Origin of the sequence: Streptomyces gobitricini (assembly GCF_039532985.1) — a bacterium.
Taxonomy (GTDB): Bacteria; Actinomycetota; Actinomycetes; order Streptomycetales; family Streptomycetaceae; genus Streptomyces; species Streptomyces gobitricini.
In genome coordinates this window covers 234,275-253,886 of sequence record NZ_BAAASR010000013.1, presented here as the reverse complement: position 1 = coordinate 253,886, position 19,612 = coordinate 234,275, and the positions used below count along the sequence as shown (strand labels likewise).

Annotated in this window: 9 protein-coding genes; 4 read left to right on the top strand and 5 right to left on the bottom strand. The window is 70.2% G+C overall.

Translation table 11 applies throughout. From position 1 onward, the window contains the following. Positions 1 to 3: 3 nt before the first annotated feature. Together ABD347_RS10780 and ABD347_RS10775 are read right to left on the bottom strand one after the other, a co-directional pair. On the bottom strand, positions 4 to 4,929 hold the full coding sequence (locus ABD347_RS10780) for a DUF3320 domain-containing protein (RefSeq protein ID WP_344359535.1): 4,926 nt from the start codon (positions 4,927 to 4,929) through the stop codon (positions 4 to 6). A 493-nt stretch (positions 4,930 to 5,422) separates the two neighbouring features. After that, a complete protein-coding gene (locus tag ABD347_RS10775; RefSeq protein WP_344359533.1) occupies positions 5,423 to 6,952 on the bottom strand; it encodes a helix-turn-helix domain-containing protein in 1,530 nt (509 codons plus the stop codon). Between the two features lie 455 nt (positions 6,953 to 7,407). Between ABD347_RS10775 and ABD347_RS10770 the strand changes: the two genes are divergently transcribed. Next, complete coding sequence (locus ABD347_RS10770) at positions 7,408 to 7,845, top strand: protein-tyrosine phosphatase family protein (RefSeq protein ID WP_344359530.1); 438 nt, start codon at positions 7,408 to 7,410, stop codon at positions 7,843 to 7,845. On the opposite strand, the gene ABD347_RS10765 is transcribed toward ABD347_RS10770, so the two are convergent. Continuing rightward, a complete protein-coding gene (locus ABD347_RS10765; RefSeq protein WP_344359528.1) occupies positions 7,835 to 8,536 on the bottom strand; it encodes a class I SAM-dependent methyltransferase in 702 nt (233 codons plus the stop codon). The two genes, ABD347_RS10770 and ABD347_RS10765, sit on opposite strands and share 11 nt — an antisense overlap. A 278-nt stretch (positions 8,537 to 8,814) precedes the next feature. Here ABD347_RS10765 and ABD347_RS10760 point away from each other — a divergent pair, with 278 nt between their 5' ends. After that, a complete protein-coding gene (locus ABD347_RS10760) occupies positions 8,815 to 11,649 on the top strand; it encodes an aconitate hydratase (protein WP_344359525.1) in 2,835 nt (944 codons plus the stop codon). A gap of 90 nt (positions 11,650 to 11,739) precedes the next feature. Here ABD347_RS10760 and ABD347_RS10755 read toward each other — a convergent pair whose 3' ends face one another. Together ABD347_RS10755 and ABD347_RS10750 are read right to left on the bottom strand one after the other, a co-directional pair. Next, a complete protein-coding gene (locus tag ABD347_RS10755; protein WP_344359523.1) occupies positions 11,740 to 12,735 on the bottom strand; it encodes a hypothetical protein in 996 nt (331 codons plus the stop codon). Between the two features lie 167 nt (positions 12,736 to 12,902). After that, positions 12,903 to 16,739, bottom strand: a complete 3,837-nt coding sequence (locus ABD347_RS10750; protein ID WP_344359521.1) for a GH92 family glycosyl hydrolase — start codon at positions 16,737 to 16,739, stop codon at positions 12,903 to 12,905. A gap of 417 nt (positions 16,740 to 17,156) precedes the next feature. On the opposite strand from ABD347_RS10750, the gene ngcE reads away from it, so the two are divergent. Both ngcE and ABD347_RS10740 read left to right on the top strand, forming a co-directional pair. After that, positions 17,157 to 18,611: an N-acetylglucosamine/diacetylchitobiose ABC transporter substrate-binding protein gene (gene ngcE, locus ABD347_RS10745; RefSeq protein ID WP_344359517.1), complete on the top strand. Its 1,455-nt coding sequence runs from the start codon at positions 17,157 to 17,159 to the stop codon at positions 18,609 to 18,611. Between the two features lie 66 nt (positions 18,612 to 18,677). After that, positions 18,678 to 19,601, top strand: a complete 924-nt coding sequence (locus ABD347_RS10740; protein WP_344359514.1) for a carbohydrate ABC transporter permease — start codon at positions 18,678 to 18,680, stop codon at positions 19,599 to 19,601. Positions 19,602 to 19,612 lie beyond the last annotated feature (11 nt).

Genomic DNA, 19,612 nt, shown 5'->3' with positions numbered 1-19,612 from the left:
GGCTCAGCGCACCACCGAGATGCGACCGGGCGCGCCCGACAGGAGGTGGCGGCGCTGGAGTTCCGCGATGTCAGCGGTCAGCGTGGCGCGGATGTCGGGGCCCAGGCGCCGCCAGCCGAAGAACTCGCAGACCTGCTTCATCAGCTCCTCGTCCGACATGCCGGGGCATTCGGCCGCCAGCTCCCACAGGGCGAGCGTGCGCTCGGCCGGAGCGATGTGCAACACCTTCCGCGCGGTCTGACCGGCGCCCGGTCTGCGCGCCGTGAAGGTCGTCCGGTGTGCCACGTCGTAGAAGGCGCCGTCCGCGGAGACGACCTTTGACCGGACGAGAGCCTGCGCCACCTGCACGATGGCGGGCCGGACCCGACTGCCCGCCTTGGACAGCCCCCAAGCCTCGCGAGTCCGCTGCACGAGGAGGTCCACGTGGATCGGCCCCTCGGCCTCGATGATGCCGGTTAGCACCTTGCGCAAGGCCGGCTTGGCCTCCGGGGTGTGGATCTCATGGGGCGAGGCGATGCTGATCCACTTGGTCTCGTACGGTGCGCTCCATTGCCGCTGGACCTGCGTGTCCACCGGTACGCGCTCGTATTCGACGTCGAGCCGCGCCGACGGAGTGGGCGGCCCAGGCGTCACAGCGAGCGTCCGCGGACCATCGTCCAAAATTGTCCGGGCCGCCACGTGCACCGGCTCCGGACCGTCGATGGGTTCGTCCACGGGACCCGCCTGCCGAGGCAGCGTCACGGGGGCCGTTCGGGCCAACGGCCCCTGGGCGATGGCCTGCTCGACCGCCTCGCGCAGGCGCAGCTCGGCTGCCGTCCGGCCTCGGTACCAGTCGGTGCCCCAGATCCTGTACAGCCGCCACCCCAGCCCGTTCAGGACCTGCTCGCGCAGCCGGTCCCGGTCGCGGGCGGCCTTGGACGAGTGGTACATCGCGCCATCACACTCGATTCCGAGGGCATAGGCGCCGGGCAGGGCGGGGTGACGCAGACCGAGGTCGATGCGGTACCCCGCGACTCCGACCTGCGGCTGGACTTCGTAACCCCACCCTCGCAGCACCTCGAGCACCGACTCCTCGAAGGGGCTGTCGGGCTCGGCGTCCGCCGGGCCGAGCTCCTGGGCGAGCACCGACGGGCCGCTTTCCGCGTACTCCAGGTATCGCTTCAGGTGGCGGACGCTCTCGTTCGGGCTGTCGGGCAGGCTGCCGCCGCGGAAGGAGGCGACGACCTCCATGCGGTAGCGGGCACGGGTGACCGCGACGTTCAGGCGGCGCCATCCGCCGGTCTTGTTGATCGGGCCGAAGTTCAGCCCCAGCTTGCCGTGCTCGTCGGGGCCGTACCCCACCGACATGATCATCACGTCGCGCTCGTCGCCCTGGACCGACTCCAGGTTCTTGACAAAGAAGCCGTCGAGACGGTCCTCGGTGAAGCAGTCCTCCAGGTCCGGCCGGCTCAGCCGGGCCTGCTGGACGGCCAGGTCGATGGCGGAGGCCTGGGCCTGCGAGAGGGCGACGACACCGAGGGTGAGGCCGGGGCGGGTGTCGAAGTGGTGGAGGACACGCTGAGCGACGAACTCGGCCTCGGTGTGGTTGTCGCGGCGTCCACCGCGGTCGTAGACGCCGTCGGCCTGGAAGAAGGCGACCCCGACGTCGTTCCCCTCCTCCTGCGCGCCGGGGAACGTGATCATCGAGTTCTTGTAGAACTGGCGGTTGCTGAACGTGATCAGGTTCTCGTGGCGGCTGCGGTAGTGCCAGCGCAGCGGCAGCTCTCGCATGGCCCCGGCCTTGCAGGCGTGCAGCAGCGATTCGAATGAGTCGGGTACGTCCTCGGCGTACTCGTCCGAGTCGTCCTCGACGGTGGCGTCGAAGAACGAGGTCGGCGGGAGCTGCTTCTCGTCCCCCGCGACGACGAGCGTGCGGCCGCGGTAGACGGAGTTGATCGCGTCCCCGGGGCGGACCTGGGAGGCCTCGTCGAAGATGACGACGTCGAACTGGAAGTCTGCGGGCAGCATCTGACTGACGGTGAGCGGGCTCATCATGAAGCAGGGCTTGATCGCTTGCACCACCTCACGGGTTCTGCCGAGCAGGTCGCGCACCGGCATGTGCCGGGTCTTCTTCTCCGCCTCTCGGGTGATGACCGCGCCGCCGCCGCTGCCGAAGCGACGGGGCCGCCGCGTGTTGCATGCCTCGATGACGGTCCGCCCGGCGGCGGCGATCAGCCGGCGGTCGGCCTCCTTGAAGTCGGCGACCCGGGCGTCGAGGTCGTCGGCGCGTGTGGTGCGCAGCCGGTCGTCGGATGCGAGGACGCCGTCCGCCCAGGCCCGTAGGAGCGACTGCTCGACGACATCGGGCAGCTGCCTCGGGTCCAGGCCACGCTCGGCCGCCACCGCGACGAGGTCGTCCGCGCCGTGCCGGGCGAGCACCGCGAGCCCGTCCCGGTAGGCACGCCACTCCTCGGGCCCGCGCGGATCATCGGCCAGCGTGTCGATCACTTCCCGGGCCTGGTCGAAGGAGCCGAGCAGGGACGGCGAGAGCTGGGCGGAGCGCGCCTGATCGAAGAGGACGAGCAGCGACCCCACGGCCGCCTCCCAGCGGTCGGCACGCTGCGCCGCGACGGCGCACCAGTCACCCAGAGCGCGCCGGATGTTGTCGGCGAGCAGCGCGGCGAGTCGATCCTGGTCCGCGTCGTGGGCCAGCTGGTGCGCAGCGTCCCCGGGGCGTTCGGTGCCACGCGTCAGCACGGCGATGCGGTCGGCGTTGGCCAATGCCGCGTCGAGAGCGCCGACCGCTTGACCTGTCCGGGGTACGTACGGCCCAAGGAGTGACGAGTGCCGCTCGGCGAGGCGAGCCACCTCGGCGTGTGCGTCCCGCCAGGCGACGGCCTGGTCGAGCCGGGCGCCGACCGACTTGTCCCAGCTCCCGCCGACCGTGAGCGCGGCCGCGGCCGCGCGATCGGCCTTGAACTGTGCCGAGAAACGGGACAGCAGACCCCGGTGCTCTGCGGAGAACCGGCCCGCCAGGGCGTGCAGTTCCGCCTCACCCAGCACCTGATCGCCGAAGAGGTCCTCGGCAGCGGCCCGGGCTTCGGCCTCTGCCGCGATCGCCCGGCGCAGCTCGTCCGCAGCGGCGTGCGCCTGTGCGAGACCCGGGGAGTCGAACCACGCGCGAGGCGGCCGGTGTTCGGCCGACGTCAGGTCGGCCAGCGCACACAGCGTGAAGGCCGCATCCGGGCCTGAGGTCTCGCGAGGCATTCCGAAGAGATCGGCGAGCTGGCGCAGCTCGGCGTCGATGTCATCGGGCAACTGCCCGTCGGCAGGCGCCTGTGGCACATGAGGAAGGCCCTCACCCACGGCTCGTACGAGCTGCCTCAGCTCCCGTACCGACCCGGGCTCGTCCTGGGAGGCGGCGAAGGGCCGTCGGCTGACGGACGCCTCCAGCGCGGTCAGGGCGCCGGCAGCCTCGGAGACCACGGTCTGCGCCGCGCCGCCCACGAGGCCGCGCCACGCGAACGCCGCTCCCTGCGCCGCCGGCCGCCAGGCCCGGCTGATCGCCCGCGCTGCGTCGATGGCCTCTCGGAGGGAGCCGGCGCTCAGGCTCCGGACCACCGTGTCGTTCCGCGCGGACACAGGCAACTGCGGGAGGCTGTCCTGATCCAACTGCACCAGACGCCCCAGGACATCGTGAAGGGTGCGCTGGAGAGGCTCACGGGGCAGATTCATGGCTGCGGCGTATGCGGACAGCTCCGTACGCAACTGCCGAGCCTGCTCCAACTCGTGCTGTGCGGCGCCGGTGACCCGGGCCTCGGTCGTCAGGACGCGGGCGAGCTCGGTGGCCACGGCCTTCTTGCTCGTAGCGCTGCTGTGCAGGGCCAGGACGAAGTCGCCGAGTCCGACACTGCGCAGGCGGTTGCGTACGACGTCCAGCGCCGCGGCCTTCTCGCTGACGAAGAGCACGCTGCGGCCGGCGTGCATGAGGGCGGCGATCATGTTGGTGATCGTCTGGCTCTTGCCCGTGCCCGGCGGACCGCTCATGACGAAGGAACGCTGATCGAGGACAGCGGCGATGCACTGACGCTGGGAGGCGTCGGCGTCCAACACCATCGGGGTCGACTCGGGCAGCTGGACCTCGTCGATACGGTCCAACTCCGGAGGGTCGAAGCCGATGACGTCGTCGGGCAGGCCGGCATCCGGGCCGAGGGCGACGGCCCGCACCAGCGGGTGAGCGAGGATCTGTGCCTCGTTCTGCCGGAGGTCCTGATACATGGACTCCCGGTGGGACGCGAACAGTCCGAGTACCACGCGCTCGTCGACCGACCAGCCCTCCAGGCCCGCCGCGACCTTCCGCGCCGCGGAGAGCACTGCGGGCAAGTCCGTGATGTCGGTGTCGCCGACCGGGCTCCAGTCGACTCCCAGGTGCTCCATCTTGACCGCGAGCGCCGGGTTGTGGGTGCGCTCCTGACCCTCGGCCGGCCGGAGCCGGTACCGGCGGCTGCTCTCCTCCCGGCGGAGCTCGACGGGAATCAGGACCAGGGGTGCGGCGCTGCTCTCGTACGCACCCTCCTCGCACCAGTTGAGCATGCCGACGCCGAGCCAGAGGACCCACAGCCCGTAGTCGTTGAACATCTGGCCCGATCTGCCGCGCAGCTGGTACAGAGCGCTGTTCAGGCCGACTTGAGTGGTCTTCTGGGTGATCAGGCCGGCTGCCTGGCGGTACGAGCCGCCGCCGGCGACCGCGCCGTCTGCGCCCGCGTCGTCGTCCGGCCCTTCGGCGACCGGAGCGAAATCCCACCCTTGCCCAAGGCCGGCCAACAGGGCGTCGGCGTTCGGAAACACCATCTCGAGGGTCGCGGTCCTCGTGTGCCTGAAGTTCAACAGCCGGTTTCGCCCGCCCATGTCCAGCAGGGACTTGCGCCACTCTTCGAGAACGGCCTTCATACGGTCGAGACTTGGATCGCCGACGGGGGTGTGCGGCGTGTGGAACGGGGCGGGCATGCGGTGAGTACCTCCTGAGCCGAGCGCACAGGGCATCGTCGCGACGACCCCCGGAGGTAACTGCATATCATTTCACACCCCCGTATGTGTGGCCGGGCAACAACACGCCGTTAGGCCCACCGGCTGTCTCCCTCCCGCTGGCAGGTCCGTCGTCGTACATACGGCTGGGCCGCGCAGCCGCCTCCGCGGGGACAGCGGCGCGGCGGACGAGGGGGACGACCAGCACTTCGACGGCCCCGGCTTTCGGGTTCGCGCACTTCCTGCCCCGCGCGGGAACCCGAGGTAGCACCGCCAACGACGAGGTCTTGGCGTAGCGCAAGCCGACTGGCGTAAGCCAGGTCCGGGCCTGCAGGACCAGAGACGTCCCACAGGTGCCGCCGCACCCCCTGCAGACCTGAATCACCCGGGCCAGACAGGGTGCGGCGGCACCCGCTGCTCAGATGTCCCGGAAGATCTCGATCTGCGCCCCCACCGAGTTGAGGCGCTCCGCCAGGTCCTCGTAACCGCGGTTGATGACGTAGACGTTGCGCAGCACGGACGTGCCCTCGGCCGCCATCATGGCGAGGAGGACGACCACGGCGGGCCGCAGGGCCGGCGGGCACATCATCTCGGCGGCGCGCCAGCGGGTGGGGCCCTCGACCAGGACGCGGTGCGGGTCGAGGAGCTGGAGCCGGCCGCCGAGGCGGTTGAGGTCGGTGAGGTAGATGGCCCGGTTGTCGTAGACCCAGTCGTGGATGAGGGTCTGGCCCTGGGCGGACGCGGCGATGGCCGCGAAGAAGGGCACGTTGTCGATGTTCAGGCCGGGGAACGGCATCGGGTGGATCTTGTCGATCGGTGCCTCCAGCTTGGAGGGCCGCACGGTCAGGTCCACCAGCCGGGTACGGCCGTTGTCGGCGGCGTACTCCGCCGTCCGGTCGTGGTCGAGGCCCATCTCCTCCAGGACGGCGAGCTCGATCTCCAGGAACTCGATCGGTACGCGACGGATCGTCAGCTCCGACTCGGTGACGACGGCCGCGGCCAGCAGGCTCATCGCCTCGACCGGGTCCTCCGAGGGCGAGTAGTCGACGTCCACGTCGATGGACGGCACGCCGTGGACGGTCAGCGTCGTCGTGCCGATGCCCTCCACGTGGACGCCCAGGGCCTCCAGGAAGAAGCACAGGTCCTGGACCATGTAGTTGGAGGAGGCGTTGCGGATGACGGTGACGCCGTCGTGGCGCGCGGCGGCCAGCAGCGCGTTCTCGGTCACGGTGTCGCCGCGCTCGGTCAGCACGATCGGGCGGTCGGGGGCGACCTGGCGGTCGACCTCCGCGTGGTACAGCCCCTCGGTGGCCGTGATGTCCAGGCCGAAGCGGCGCAGCGCGATCATGTGCGGTTCGATCGTGCGCGTACCCAGGTCGCAGCCGCCCGCGTACGGGAGCTTGAACTGCCGCAGCCGGTGCAGCAGCGGGCCGAGGAACATGATGATGGACCGGGTGCGGCGGGCGGCGTCCGCGTCGATGGCGGCCATGTCGAGGTGGGCCGGCGGGACGATCTCCAGGTCCATCCCGTCGTTGATCCAACGTGTCCGTACGCCGATGGAGTTCAGGACCTCGAGGAGCCGGTACACCTCCTCGATCCGGGCGACCCGCCGCAGCGTGGTCCGGCCCTTGTTGAGCAGCGACGCGCACAGGAGCGCCACGCACGCGTTCTTGCTCGTCTTGACGTCGATGGAGCCGGACAGCCGGCGCCCGCCCACTACGCGGAGGTGCATGGGACCCGCGTACCCGAGTGACACGATTTCACTGTCGAGCGCCTCACCGATTCGGGCGATCATCTCAAGGCTGATGTTCTGGTTGCCGCGCTCGATGCGGTTGACCGCGCTCTGGCTTGTGGCCAGCGCTTCGGCGAGCTGCGTCTGCGTCCAGCCGCGGTGCTGCCGGGCGTCACGGATGAGCTTGCCGATGCGTACGAGGTAGTCGTCTGCCATGGAGGAAGGCTATCTCAGATATGAGATGACCCTCGCGTTGAGGTGCGCCGTCAGGGTGACAGGTCACGGGCCGTGGGGTGGCACCGTTCGTGGAGCGGCAGTTCGGCACCGCTCGGCAGCCGTACCGCCACCGGCGGCCCAACTCCGGCCGGTTCGGCCGCGTCGACGCCGGACGCGGCCGGCTCGCCCCCGGACTGCCGCCCGCGTCCGCCGGAACCGCCGCACACCCGGCCCCGACATCGGGGGCGCGCCGCGGAAGTTGACGGACCGGGGCGCGGAGGCCCACGGCGGGTGGGCGCCGACCGGACGTCCCGCCGGGGTCGTGCCGGGCGCCCACCTCGGTGCGGAGGACGGGGTGCGCGCCACTGGACATGCTCCGATGCTCGGTGCCCCCGCCGGCCCCCGCAACCCCGGTTCCGCCGTCCGGGCGGGAACTCGGCGGCTACGGTGAACGGATGACCCAGACCTGGAGCACCACCGGCCCGGGCGTGCTGCGGCTGCCCTCCGGTCGCCTGGTCCGGGGCCGCGGCCTCCGGCGGCCGCGGCCGGCCGGCCCGACGCCCGAGTACGCCGTGTACCTGCTCGGCAAGCAGCCGCCCGACGTCCCGTGGGAGGCGCGCTGGCTGCGCTGGCCGGACTTCCGGCTGCCCGCCGACGCGGCGGACGCCCGCGACGTACTCCGCGAGGCGTGGGAGCGCGCGGCGGGCGAACGCGTCGAGCTCGCCTGCGGCGGGGGTCGCGGCCGGACCGGTACGGCCCTGGCCTGTCTGGCCGTCCTCGACGGTGTTCCGGCGGACGACGCGGTGGGATTCGTGCGCCGGAACTACGACCGCCGTGCCGTCGAGACGCCCTGGCAGCGCCGCTTCGTCCGGCGTTTCGCCGTCACCGGCTGACGCGCCGCTGATCGCCGGGCGGCAGTGGGCGGTGGCGCCACACGAGCGTGTAGCGCCAGAACAGCCGGCGCCGTACGACCGCGCCGGGCAGGACGCCCCGGGCTTCGCGGGCGATGTCGGCGAAGGTCATGGTCGCCGGCCGGGTCGGGGCGGTCATCGAGACCGGCCGGGGCGCGGTGCGGCCCCTGTTCCTCAGCCACCCCACGGCGGCGTTGGCCGGGACCGCCGCGGCGCCGAGCAGGTGGTCGGTGGCGGTGTGCGGGCGGTACAGGCCGACGACCACCAGGGTCCCGCCGGGCGCGAGGTGGTCGCGGAGGGCGGTGAGGGCGTCGGTGAACGGCAGGTGGTGGAGGGTGGCGACGCAGGTGATGACGTCGTAGGGGCGTGCCGGGATCCCGGCCGGCGCGTCCGCGACCGTGAAGGTCACCGGCGCCGCCCCGGGCTCCGTACGGGTACGCTCCCGCGCCCGGGCGGTGATGGCCGGGTCGGCGTCGATGCCGTGCACCGTGCCGGCGCGGGCGGCCAGGAGCCGGGCCAGGTCGCCGGCGCCGGAGCCGACGTCCAGGGCGCTGCCGAAGCGCCGGGGGAGCTGCCGCAGGATCCACGGGTGGTAGTGGGCGTTGTGGTCCCAGGGGTGGGAGGCGTTGAACCGTTCGACTGCCCTGAGCAGGCGGTTCGGCGGTGTCGTCATGCCCTCAGTGCATCAGGCGCCGCTCGTTCCCGGTGCCCCGGATGCGGGTGTTTCCGCGCGGCGGCGCCTCGCCCGGAAGGAATGCCGGCGGGCGCGCCTCGTCGCCGGGCGCGGTCATGTACTAGAGTTATCTCGACATCGAGATATCTGCCGGAAGACGCACCGCAGCCGCGCAAGCCGGTAAGGGTTACCTAACTAAGCCTTACCTTAGCGGATCGGCGAGGAGCCTGACGCGGCAGGATGCGGTAAGAACGCGCACATTGATGAAGGAGACTGTCGTGTCGGCGAACAGCTTCGACGCCCGCAGCACGCTGCGCGTGGGCGACGAGTCGTACGAGATCTTCAGGCTGGACAAGGTCGAGGGCTCCGCCCGCCTCCCCTACAGCCTCAAGGTCCTCCTGGAGAACCTGCTCCGCACCGAGGACGGCGCGAACATCACCGCCGACCACATCCGGGCGCTCGGCGGCTGGGACTCGCAGGCTCAGCCGAGCCAGGAGATCCAGTTCACGCCCGCCCGCGTGATCATGCAGGACTTCACCGGTGTGCCGTGTGTCGTCGACCTCGCCACCATGCGCGAGGCCGTCAAGGAACTCGGCGGCGACCCGGCGAAGATCAACCCCCTGGCCCCGGCCGAGCTGGTCATCGACCACTCCGTCATCGCCGACAAGTTCGGCACGGCGGAGGCCTTCGGCCAGAACGTCGAGCTGGAGTACGGCCGCAACAAGGAGCGCTACCAGTTCCTGCGCTGGGGCCAGACCGCCTTCGACGAGTTCAAGGTCGTCCCGCCCGGCACCGGCATCGTCCACCAGGTGAACATCGAGCACCTGGCGCGTACGGTCATGGTCCGGGGCGGCCAGGCGTACCCCGACACCCTCGTCGGCACCGACTCCCACACCACCATGGTCAACGGCCTCGGTGTGCTGGGCTGGGGCGTCGGCGGCATCGAGGCCGAGGCCGCCATGCTCGGCCAGCCGGTCTCCATGCTGATCCCGCGCGTCGTCGGCTTCAAGCTCACCGGCGAGCTGCCCGCCGGCACCACCGCCACCGACCTGGTGCTCACCATCACCGAGATGCTGCGCAAGCACGGCGTCGTCGGCAAGTTCGTCGAGTTCTACGGTGAGGGCGTCGCCGCCACCTCCCTCGCGAACCGCGCCACCATCGGCAACATGTCGCCCGAGTTCGGCTCCACCGCCGCGATCTTCCCGATCGACGGCGAGACGCTGAAGTACCTCAAGCTCACCGGCCGCTCCGAGCAGCAGGTCGCGCTCGTCGAGGCGTACGCCAAGGAGCAGGGCCTCTGGCTGGACCCGGCCGCCGAGCCGGACTTCTCCGAGAAGCTGGAGCTCGACCTCTCCACGGTCGTCCCCTCCATCGCCGGCCCCAAGCGCCCGCAGGACCGCATCGTCCTCGCCAACGCCGCCGAGCAGTTCGCCCAGGACGTCCTCAACTACGTCGAGGCGGGCGTGACCGGTGGCGACGACCGCAAGTCGGGCGTCCCGCAGCAGGAGCGGCCGCACGGCGTGGCGTCCCCGGTCGACGAGGCGAGCGCCGAGTCGTTCCCCGCCTCCGACGCCCCGGCCTACGGCCACGACGACAACGGCGCCGGCGCCCCGCAGCACGACGAGGCCATGGGCGGGGCGGTCCCGTCCAACCCGGTCACCGTCACCGCCCCCGACGGGTCGACGTACGAGCTCGACCACGGCGCCGTCACCGTCGCCGCGATCACCTCCTGCACCAACACCTCGAACCCGTACGTCATGGTCGCCGCCGCGCTCGTCGCGAAGAAGGCCGTGGAGAAGGGCCTGACCCGCAAGCCGTGGGTCAAGACCACCCTCGCCCCGGGCTCGAAGGTCGTCACCGACTACTTCGACAAGGCGGGTCTGACCCCGTACCTCGACAAGGTCGGCTTCAACCTCGTCGGCTACGGCTGCACCACCTGCATCGGCAACTCCGGCCCGCTGCCGGAGGAGGTCTCCAAGGCCGTCAACGACCACGACCTCGCGGTCACCTCGGTCCTCTCCGGCAACCGCAACTTCGAGGGCCGGATCAACCCCGACGTCAAGATGAACTACCTGGCGTCCCCGCCGCTGGTGGTCGCGTACGCCCTCGCCGGCTCCATGAAGGTGGACATCACCAAGGACGCCCTCGGCAGCGACCAGGACGGCAACCCGGTCTTCCTGAAGGACATCTGGCCCTCCGAGGCCGAGGTGAACGACGTCGTCGCCAACGCCATCGGCGAGGACATGTTCAACAAGTCCTACCAGGACGTCTTCGCGGGCGACGCCCAGTGGCAGGCGCTGTCGATCCCGACCGGCGACACCTTCGAGTGGGACACCGAGTCCACCTACGTCCGCAAGCCCCCCTACTTCGAGGGCATGACGATGGAGACGACCCCGGTCGCCGACATCACCGGTGCCCGCGTCCTGGCCAAGCTGGGCGACTCGGTCACCACCGACCACATCTCCCCGGCCGGCGCCATCAAGGCCGACACCCCGGCCGGCCAGTACCTCACCGAGCACGGTGTGGAGCGTCGTGACTTCAACTCCTACGGCTCGCGCCGAGGCAACCACGAGGTCATGATCCGCGGCACGTTCGCCAACATCCGCCTGCGCAACCAGATCGCGCCGGGCACCGAGGGCGGTTACACCCGCGACTTCACCCAGGCGGACGGCCCGGTGTCGTTCATCTACGACGCCTCGCGCAACTACATCGAGCAGGGCATCCCCCTCGTCGTCCTGGCCGGCAAGGAGTACGGCTCCGGCTCGTCCCGCGACTGGGCGGCCAAGGGCACCGCGCTCCTCGGCGTCAAGGCCGTCATCGCCGAGTCCTACGAGCGCATCCACCGCTCGAACCTCATCGGCATGGGCGTCCTGCCGCTCCAGTTCCCCGAGGGCGCGTCCGCCGAGTCGCTCGGTCTGACCGGCGAGGAGACGTTCTCCATCACCGGTGTCACCGAGCTCAACGAGGGCACCACGCCGCGCACGGTGAAGGTCACCACCGACACGGGCGTCGAGTTCGACGCGGTCGTCCGCATCGACACCCCCGGTGAGGCCGACTACTACCGCAACGGCGGCATCATGCAGTACGTGCTGCGCAACCTGATCCGCAACTGATCGGACAGCGCTCACGCGCAAGGGCCGCACTCCCGGTGACGGGGGTGCGGCCCTTCCCGTATCGATCAGGCCCACGGAATCCCGTATCGATCAGGCCCACGGAGCCATCGGGTACCAGATGATCTCCCTGCGGGCCAGGATCCGTACGTCCCAGTACAGGATCATGAACACGCCCGCGGCGATGAACGCGGCCGCGGTCACGGCGGACGCCCGGCGCGGGTTCGCGGCGAACCAGCGGCCCAGCCGGTCACCGGCCGACAGCGCCACCAGGACGAACACGACCGCCATGATCAGCACGTTGCCGAGCGCCTGGAGGCTGAACGCCACCGCCCCGTAGAGCACGTTGTGGCTCTCCGCCGCGTCCCGGAACAACTGCCGGAACAGGGCGAACGGCCGCCCGACGAGGAACGCGCCGATCAGCGCGCCCATCACGAACATCGGAGCGCCCGGGTACCGCGCCGACAGACGCGCCAGCGGATCCGGCACCAGCCCCATGGACGCCAGCCCGAGGCACACCATCACCACGCCGATGACCCCGAACACCACCATGGCCTGGACCAGCCTGGGCGAGAGGCCGGCCGACGTCCCGCCGGCGCCCTCCTGGAACTGCGGCATCCCGGTCCCGACGAGCGCGACGACCACGCCGTACAGCGCCGACACCAGCACCGCCCCGGCCGCCAGCGGCCCCAGCGGCGCAAGGACCCGCGCCAGCCGCCCGCGCCGGGTCCGGACGCTGCCCGCCAGCGGGGCGATCGCGCTGAACGCGGCCACGTTGCAGGCGGTGAACGTGCCCGCCACACCGGTGGCCAGCGCGAACGCGATCCCGGCCGGGACACCGCCGATCGGCACGTCCCGCGCCTCGTGCCCGAGGAGGGCGCCCGCGACGTTGTCGCCGATCGTCCGGTCGACGAACTCCGCCGACCACACCACCGTCATGGCGAAGCCGAACAGCGCGCTGACGAGCACGATCAGCCCCCGTCGGCGCGGGAAGTGGCCGTTGACGAAGAGCGACGTCGCTTCCCCGGGTGTCCCGGGGGCCTTCGGTGCGGAGGTACGGGAAGCGGACCTGTGAGGAGCGTGTGTCATCAGGCTGCCTTTCCGCTGAGCATGTCCCCGCCAAGTACGCACCGTAGTGCCGCGTTCGCGCCACCGGCATCCAGAGCCAGGGGTGAACGTCCGGACATGGATGGAGACCCGGCGCGCGGGTGCTCCCCCGCGCGCCGGGCCGCCGTTCGCACCGGACCGGCGCGGGCTCAGCGCAGCAGTTCCACCTCCGCCAGCGTCGACACCGCGCTCGGCACCAGCCGGTAGCGCTGGTACGTACCGGGCCGCGCCACCGTGAACACCCGCGTCTGCCGGTCCCACACGAAGGCCTCACCCGACCGCCGGTCGAGGTCCGTCCACGCCGTACCGTCCCGTGACCCCTGGAGCACCCAGCCCGAGGGGGCCTCGTCCCGCGCCGACGAGGTCAGCGTGTACTGCACCGCCCGCGTACCGCCCGCCGGGACCGGCAGCTCCACCGCCTCCACCGCGGCCGCCGTCGCCGAGGTGTCGTCGAACAGCTCACCCGCGCCCGCCAGCACGTCCCGGCGCGGCGAGGGCACCGCGTCGTCCCGGGTGATGGAGACGGGCGCCGCGTGCCGGCCCGTGCCCCACGCCGACGGCTTTGGACCCATGTCGAATTCCAGCGTCCCGCCCCGCGCCACCAGCGCGTGCGGCAGCGCCGTGGACGTCCAGCGCTTGCCGTTGACCTTCAGCCCCCGCACGTAGATGTTCCGCGCGCTGTTCTCCGGGGCCTTGACCACCAGCTTCGCGCCGTTGTCCATCCGCACGGTCGCCTTGGTGAACAGCGGCGAGCCGATCGCGTACTCCCCGCTGCCCATCACCAGCGGGTAGAACCCCAGCGCCGAGAACAGCCACCAGGCCGACTGCTCGCCGTTGTCCTCGTCGCCGTGGTACCCCTGCCCGATCTCGCTGCCCGTGTACAGCCTCGACAGCACCTCGCGCACCTTCTCCTGCGTCTTCCACGGCTGGGAGGCGGCGTTGTACATGTACGTCACGTGGTGGGCGACCTGGTTGGAGTGGCCGTACATGCCCATCCGTACGTCCCGCGCCTCCGTCATCTCGTGGATGACGCTGCCGTACGAGCCGACGAACTCCGGGGACGCCGTCTCGGGCGTCGCGAAGTAGGTGTCGAGCTTCTTCGCCAGACCGGCCCGGCCGCCGTACAGGTTCGCCAGGCCCCGGCTGTCCTGTGGCGCGGTGAAGGCGTAGCCCCAGCCGTTGGTCTCCGTGTAGTCGTGACCCCACACCCGCGGGTCGTACGAGGACGACGGCACCCGCCACGCGCCCCTCGGGTCCCGCCCCTGGAAGAAGCCGGCCTCCTTGTCGAAGAGGGTGACGTAGTTGCGCGCCCGGTTCAGGAAGTAGGCCGCCTCCTCCTCGTACCGGGTCTTCCCGGTCCTCTTGTGCAGCGCGTCGGCCATCTTCGACAGGCCGTAGTCGTTGAGGTAGCCCTCCAGGGACCAGGACAGGCCTTCGTGGGTCTCGGTGGAGGCGTAACCGAGGAAGGGGGACGTCACCATGCCCTTGCGCCCGACGCCCGACGAGGGCGGCACCACCGTCGCGTTCTTCAGCGCCGCCTCGTACGCCGCCTCCGCGTCGAAGCCGACCCCCTTGACGTACGCGTCGGCGAACGCGACGTCGGACGACGTCCCGGTCATCAGGTCCGCGTAACCGGGGGAGGACCAGCGGGAGATCCAGCCGCCGTCCTTGTACTGCTGGACGAAGCCGTCGACCAGTTCGCCCGCCTTGCGTGGGGTGAGGAAGGAGTACGCGGGCCAGGTCGTCCGGTACGTGTCCCAGAAGCCGTTGTTGACGTACACCCTGCCGTCGACGATCTTCGCGCCCGTCCGGGTCGGGGTGTCCGGCCCGGTCCGCGGCGAGAAGGGGCTGGCGTACCGGTCCTTGCCGTCGACCTTCTCGAAGCCGGAGTTGGGGTAGAGGTACAGCCGGTAGAGGTTGGAGTACAGGGTGACCAACTGGTCCCGGGTCGCGCCCTCGACGCTCACCCGGCCCAGGAGGCCGTCCCAGGCGTCCTGCGCCCGCTCCCGCACCTGGGCGAACCGGGTGCCGGAGGGGATCTCCGAGGCCAGGTTCCGCCGCGCCTGCTCCACGCCGATCAGGGACGTCGCCATGCGCAGCGTCACGGTCCGGTCCGCGCCCGCGTCGAACCGCAGGTGTCCCTTGACGCCCGCCGACGCCGAACCGGTGACCGGCGCGTCGAAGACGCCGTACACGAACATGCGCGTCGCGCCGGTCGACAGGCCGCTTCTGACGTCCGAGAACCCGGTGAAGGACCGGGTCGCCGGGTCGAGCGTCAGGCCGCCCTCGTCGGTGACGTTGTCGAAGACCACCGACGCGTCCGCGCCGGGGTAGGTGAACCGCATCATCGCGGCGTGGTCGGTCGGAGTGATCTCGGCCTTGATGCCGTTCTCGAAGGTGACACCGTAGTAGTGCGGCCTGGCCGTCTCCTTCTCGTGCCGGAAGGGCAGCGCGCGGCGCACCCGGTCGGTCTCCGGCGTTCCGGCGGCGGCGGAGGGCAGGAGCTGGAAGGTCTGCCGGTCGCCCATCCAGGGGCTCGGCTCGTGGCTGGCGCTGAACGCCTGGACCGTGGGCAGGTTGTCCGCGTTGTTCCCGCGCGCGTACTCGTACAGCCAGCTCTTGGAGGCGGCGTTGGTCACCGGCGTCCAGAAGTTGAAGCCATGGGGCACGGCCGTCGCGGGGAAGGTGTTGCCGCGCGAGAAGGAGCCGCTGGAGTTGGTGCCGCGGACGGTCGAGACGTGGTCGGAGGGGCGCGCGTGCCGCTTCGCGGGTTCGGCGCGCCCGATCGTGATGTCGTCGATCCAGCCCTGGAACCTCGCGGGGCCCTTGGGCGAGTCGTACGCCACCAGGATCCGGTCCACCGTCCGCCCGGCCGCGACCGTCCCTATCCCCGAGGTCACCTGGTTCCACTGGTTGACGTAGAGCCGCTTCGCCGCGCCCTGCCCCCGCGGTGTGAGCGCCCCGCCGTGGCTGTCGACGGCCCGCAGGTCGCTCAGGTACGTGCCGTCGGTGAACGCCAGGTCCACGGCGACGTGCGTGGCCGGGTAGTTCAGGTCCGTCTCCGGCATGGAGGGGAAGATCCGGTACGACAGCTCGGTGTCGCGCCGCACGAGCGTGTGGACGTCGAAGACCTTGTTGTACGAGAACGCCCGGCCGTCCGGCCTGTGCGTGCCCGCGTACCGCAGCGCGCGCACCCCGGTGAACCCGGCGTTCGCCTTGGCGGTGGGGGAGCCGCCGGGCCCGCGGTCGACGTGGCTGCGCATGTCGGGCGGGACGGGGGTGGAGGTGTCACCGTTCGAGAACTGGACGTCGGCGAGCTGGGTGATGCCCTGAGCGCCGTTGTTGCCGGAGATCTCCAGCCGGTAATGCGCGTACTCCGTTGAATTGTTGAAGTCGTAGGTCCGGGTTTCGAAGCGCTTTTCGAAGGTCTGGCCCTCTCGGGTGTCCAGAACCTTCCACTCCGTACCGTCCACCGACCCCTTGAGCGTCCAGTTCCTGGGGTCCCGGGAGGCGTGGTCGTTCGCGGAAGTCAGCGCGTATGTCACCACCTTGACGGGTTCGTCCAGGTCGAATTCGGCCCAGGCGGTGGGGGAGAAAGTGAGCCACTTGGTGCTCGGCTGGAGGTCGACCAGATTCTCCTTGGTCTCCCCGGCGCCGCCGTTCTCGCCGCTGGCGCGCACCGCCGTGACCTTGTCGGTGACGTTCCCCGGTATCCCCGCCGTGAAGGCGCCGTCGACGCCGGACGCCCTGCGGTGGCCGTCGGCGCCGACGTCGACGGTGTCGCGCCAGTCCGGCGGGCGCTCGTCCGCTTCGAAGGACGACCGGAACTCCCCTCCGGCCGCGCCCGGTCGGTCGCCCGGGAGGGCGAGGCCGGCGGCCGGCGGGGCGGCCGCCGCGATCAGCGAAGCGGCCGCCACGAGGGCGGCCGTACGGGCGAATCGGTGTCGGGTTCCCGGTCCGGACGTGCTGGGCTGTCTGGGCTGCATCCCGCGTCCTGCCTCCTGCCGAAGCGCGTTGGACAACGTTGTCAGGCGAAGTGCGCAGGAACCAGTAGGGAGCCAAGTGGCAGGCGGTGTCAAGGGTGTTGCCGGCGTGGGAAGACCTGATTCAGCCGTTTCGCCGTAAGCCGTGGCCGGGGAATGCGGACCGGGGCCTTCGCGCTTTCCCCGAGGTCTCAACTCGGGAAAGACTGCTGACCAAAGTTGCTTTCGATCTTGCTCATCTGACGCGAAGTGGACTATACCTGTCGGCGTCCGAGTGACATCGCGCCACCCGTACTGCGTGAAACACCCAGCACCTGCACGACCCAGCAAATGACCGCGGTGGCGGGGCCCTTCGCCTCAGGCGAGCAGAACGGGTGACCGGTACACCGCCTGAGTCCTGGAGAAGGCGAGGACTTGAGCATGGGATCCACCTCCGCCCGCAAGAACGGTGACGGCCTCGGCCGTCGCGACCTGATCAAGCGGTCCGCCGCACTCGGCCTGATCACCGTACCGACCGCGGGCCTCCTGTCCGCCTGCGCCACCGGCGGTGGCGGTGGTGACGGCGGCAAGGAGACCAAGGCCCCCGGGGGCCCCAAGTCCGAGAAGAACCCGCTCGGCGTGGTCAAGGGCGCCCCGCTGGAGGCGTTCATCTTCAAGGGGGGCCTCGGCGACCAGTACGCCAAGGACGCCGAAGCCGACTACGCGGCCACCTACGGCGCCGAGGTCAAGCACACCGGCACCCAGCAGGTCGGCCCCAAGCTCACCCCGCGCTTCGCGGGCGGCAACCCGCCGGACGTCATCGACAACTCCGGCGCGGACCACCTCGACATGAACAAGCTGTCCACCCAGGGCCAGCTCCAGGACCTCACCGCACTGCTCGACGCGCCCTCCATGGACGACCCGGCGAAGAAGGTCCGGGACACGATCCACCCGAGCACCGTCGAGAAGGGCAGGCACGGCGACACCTTCGACGTGCTCTACTACGCCTTCACCATCTACGGCACCTGGTACTCGCGCAAGCTGCTCGCCGACAAGGGCTGGGCGTACCCCAAGAGCCTCTCCGAGATGGTCGCGCTCTGCGGCGAGATCAAGAAGGCCGGCATCGCCCCCTGGACGTACGCCGGCAAATTCCCCTACTACGTACACTTCAACCTCTTCGCCCAGATCGCCAAGATCGGCGGCATGGAGAAGTGGATCGCGATCGACAACCTGGAGCCGAAGGCCTGGACCTCCAGCGACGCGGTGAAGGAGGTCATCGAGCACTACGAGGAGCTCGCGGCCAAGAAGTACTTCCTCGAAGGCAGCCAGGGCCTGACCCACATCCAGTCGCAGACCGCCTGGACCAAGGGCAAGGCGGTCTTCATCCCCAACGGCTCCTGGGTCGAGAACGAGGCCGCCCCCACCACGCCCGCCGACTTCGGCATGGCCGTCGGCGCCCTCTTCGACGGCACCGGCGACAAGATGCCGCACGGCACCCTGCGCGCCGAGCCGAGCGAGCCGTACATCGTCGCGAGCAAGGGCAGGAATCCGGCCGGCGGCATGGAGCTGCTGCGCATCATGCTCTCCCGGAAGCACGCGCAGAACTTCGCGACCAAGGTGAAGTCCCTGACCTGTGTCATGGACGCCACCGAGGGCATGACCCTCTCACCCGGACTGGCGTCCGCCAGCAAGGTCTTCCAGGAGGCCGGGGACAACCTGATCAGCCTTCAGCTCCAGGAGTGGTACCCGGCACTGACCGACGAGAAGATCGGCGGTCTGACCGGACAGCTGCTCGCCGGCGAGCTCAAGGCCGCCGACTGGATCAGGAAGACGCAGGCGGAGTGCGACAAGGTGGCCAAGGACGACTCCGTCACCAAGTTCAGGCGCACGGCGTGACGCCCGAGGTATGGATCACCTGACCTGACAGTTCCGGCACAAAGAGGGGAAGGGCCGGGGAGCACCATGCAACACGGCAAATACCGATTCATCGTGGGCTTCCTGGCCCTGCCTCTGCTCATCTACGGTGTCTTCGTCATCTCGCCGTTCGTCCAGGCGTTCCAGATCTCGATGACCGACTGGTCCGGCCTGGTGGGGACCGCGGAGTTCGTCGGCCTCGACAACTTCGGCAAGCTCTGGGAGAGCGACGAGTTCTGGAACGCGCTGCGCCACAACGTCTACATGCTGGCGTTCGTCCCGCTGGTCACGCTCGCACTCGGCCTCTTCTTCGCCTTCATGCTCAATGTGGGCGGACGCCGCCGGAAGAACGAAGTCGTCACCGGTGTCGCCGGCTCCAGGTTCTACAAGTTCGTCTTCTTCTTCCCCCAGGTCATCTCCATCACGATCATCGCCGTCATCTGGTTCAACATCTACAACCCCGATCCGGACGACGGCATGCTCAACTCCCTGCTGGGCGCGGTGGGGCTGGACTCCCTGCAGAACGCGTGGCTGGGGGAGAAGAGCCTGGCCCTGTGGTGCATCAGCGCGGTGATGGTCTGGAGCCACGTCGGCTTCTACGTGGTGCTGTTCTCCGCCGCCATGGCCTCCATCCCCCGGGACATGTACGAGGCGGCCCTGCTCGACGGCGCCAACCGGTTCGACACCTTCTTCAGGATCACGCTCCCGCTGCTGTGGGACACCGTCCAGACCGGCTGGGTGTACATGGGCATCATCGCCCTGGACGCGTTCGCGCTGGTCCAGATCATGTCGGTGAACATGGGCGGCCCGGACGGTGCCACGGACGTCATGCCGCTGCGGCTCTACCTGACGGCCTTCCGGGACAGCCAGTTCGGCTACGCCGCCGCGATGGGCGTCGCGATGCTCATCGTCACCATGACCTTCGCAGTGCTCACGATGCGCTTCGCGCGCCGTGAGCGGATCGAGTACTAGGGGTGCGGCGG

Coding starts and splice junctions, on each gene's coding strand:
- ABD347_RS10770 (WP_344359530.1), top strand. CDS start 7,408: ATGACCCAGACCTGGAGCACCACCGGCCCGGGCGTGCTGCGGCTGCCC.
- ABD347_RS10750 (WP_344359521.1), bottom strand. CDS start 16,739: ATGCAGCCCAGACAGCCCAGCACGTCCGGACCGGGAACCCGACACCGA.
- ABD347_RS10780 (WP_344359535.1), bottom strand. CDS start 4,929: ATGAAGGCCGTTCTCGAAGAGTGGCGCAAGTCCCTGCTGGACATGGGC.
- ABD347_RS10740 (WP_344359514.1), top strand. CDS start 18,678: ATGCAACACGGCAAATACCGATTCATCGTGGGCTTCCTGGCCCTGCCT.
- ABD347_RS10755 (WP_344359523.1), bottom strand. CDS start 12,735: ATGACACACGCTCCTCACAGGTCCGCTTCCCGTACCTCCGCACCGAAG.
- ngcE (WP_344359517.1), top strand. CDS start 17,157: ATGGGATCCACCTCCGCCCGCAAGAACGGTGACGGCCTCGGCCGTCGC.
- ABD347_RS10775 (WP_344359533.1), bottom strand. CDS start 6,952: ATGGCAGACGACTACCTCGTACGCATCGGCAAGCTCATCCGTGACGCC.
- ABD347_RS10765 (WP_344359528.1), bottom strand. CDS start 8,536: ATGACGACACCGCCGAACCGCCTGCTCAGGGCAGTCGAACGGTTCAAC.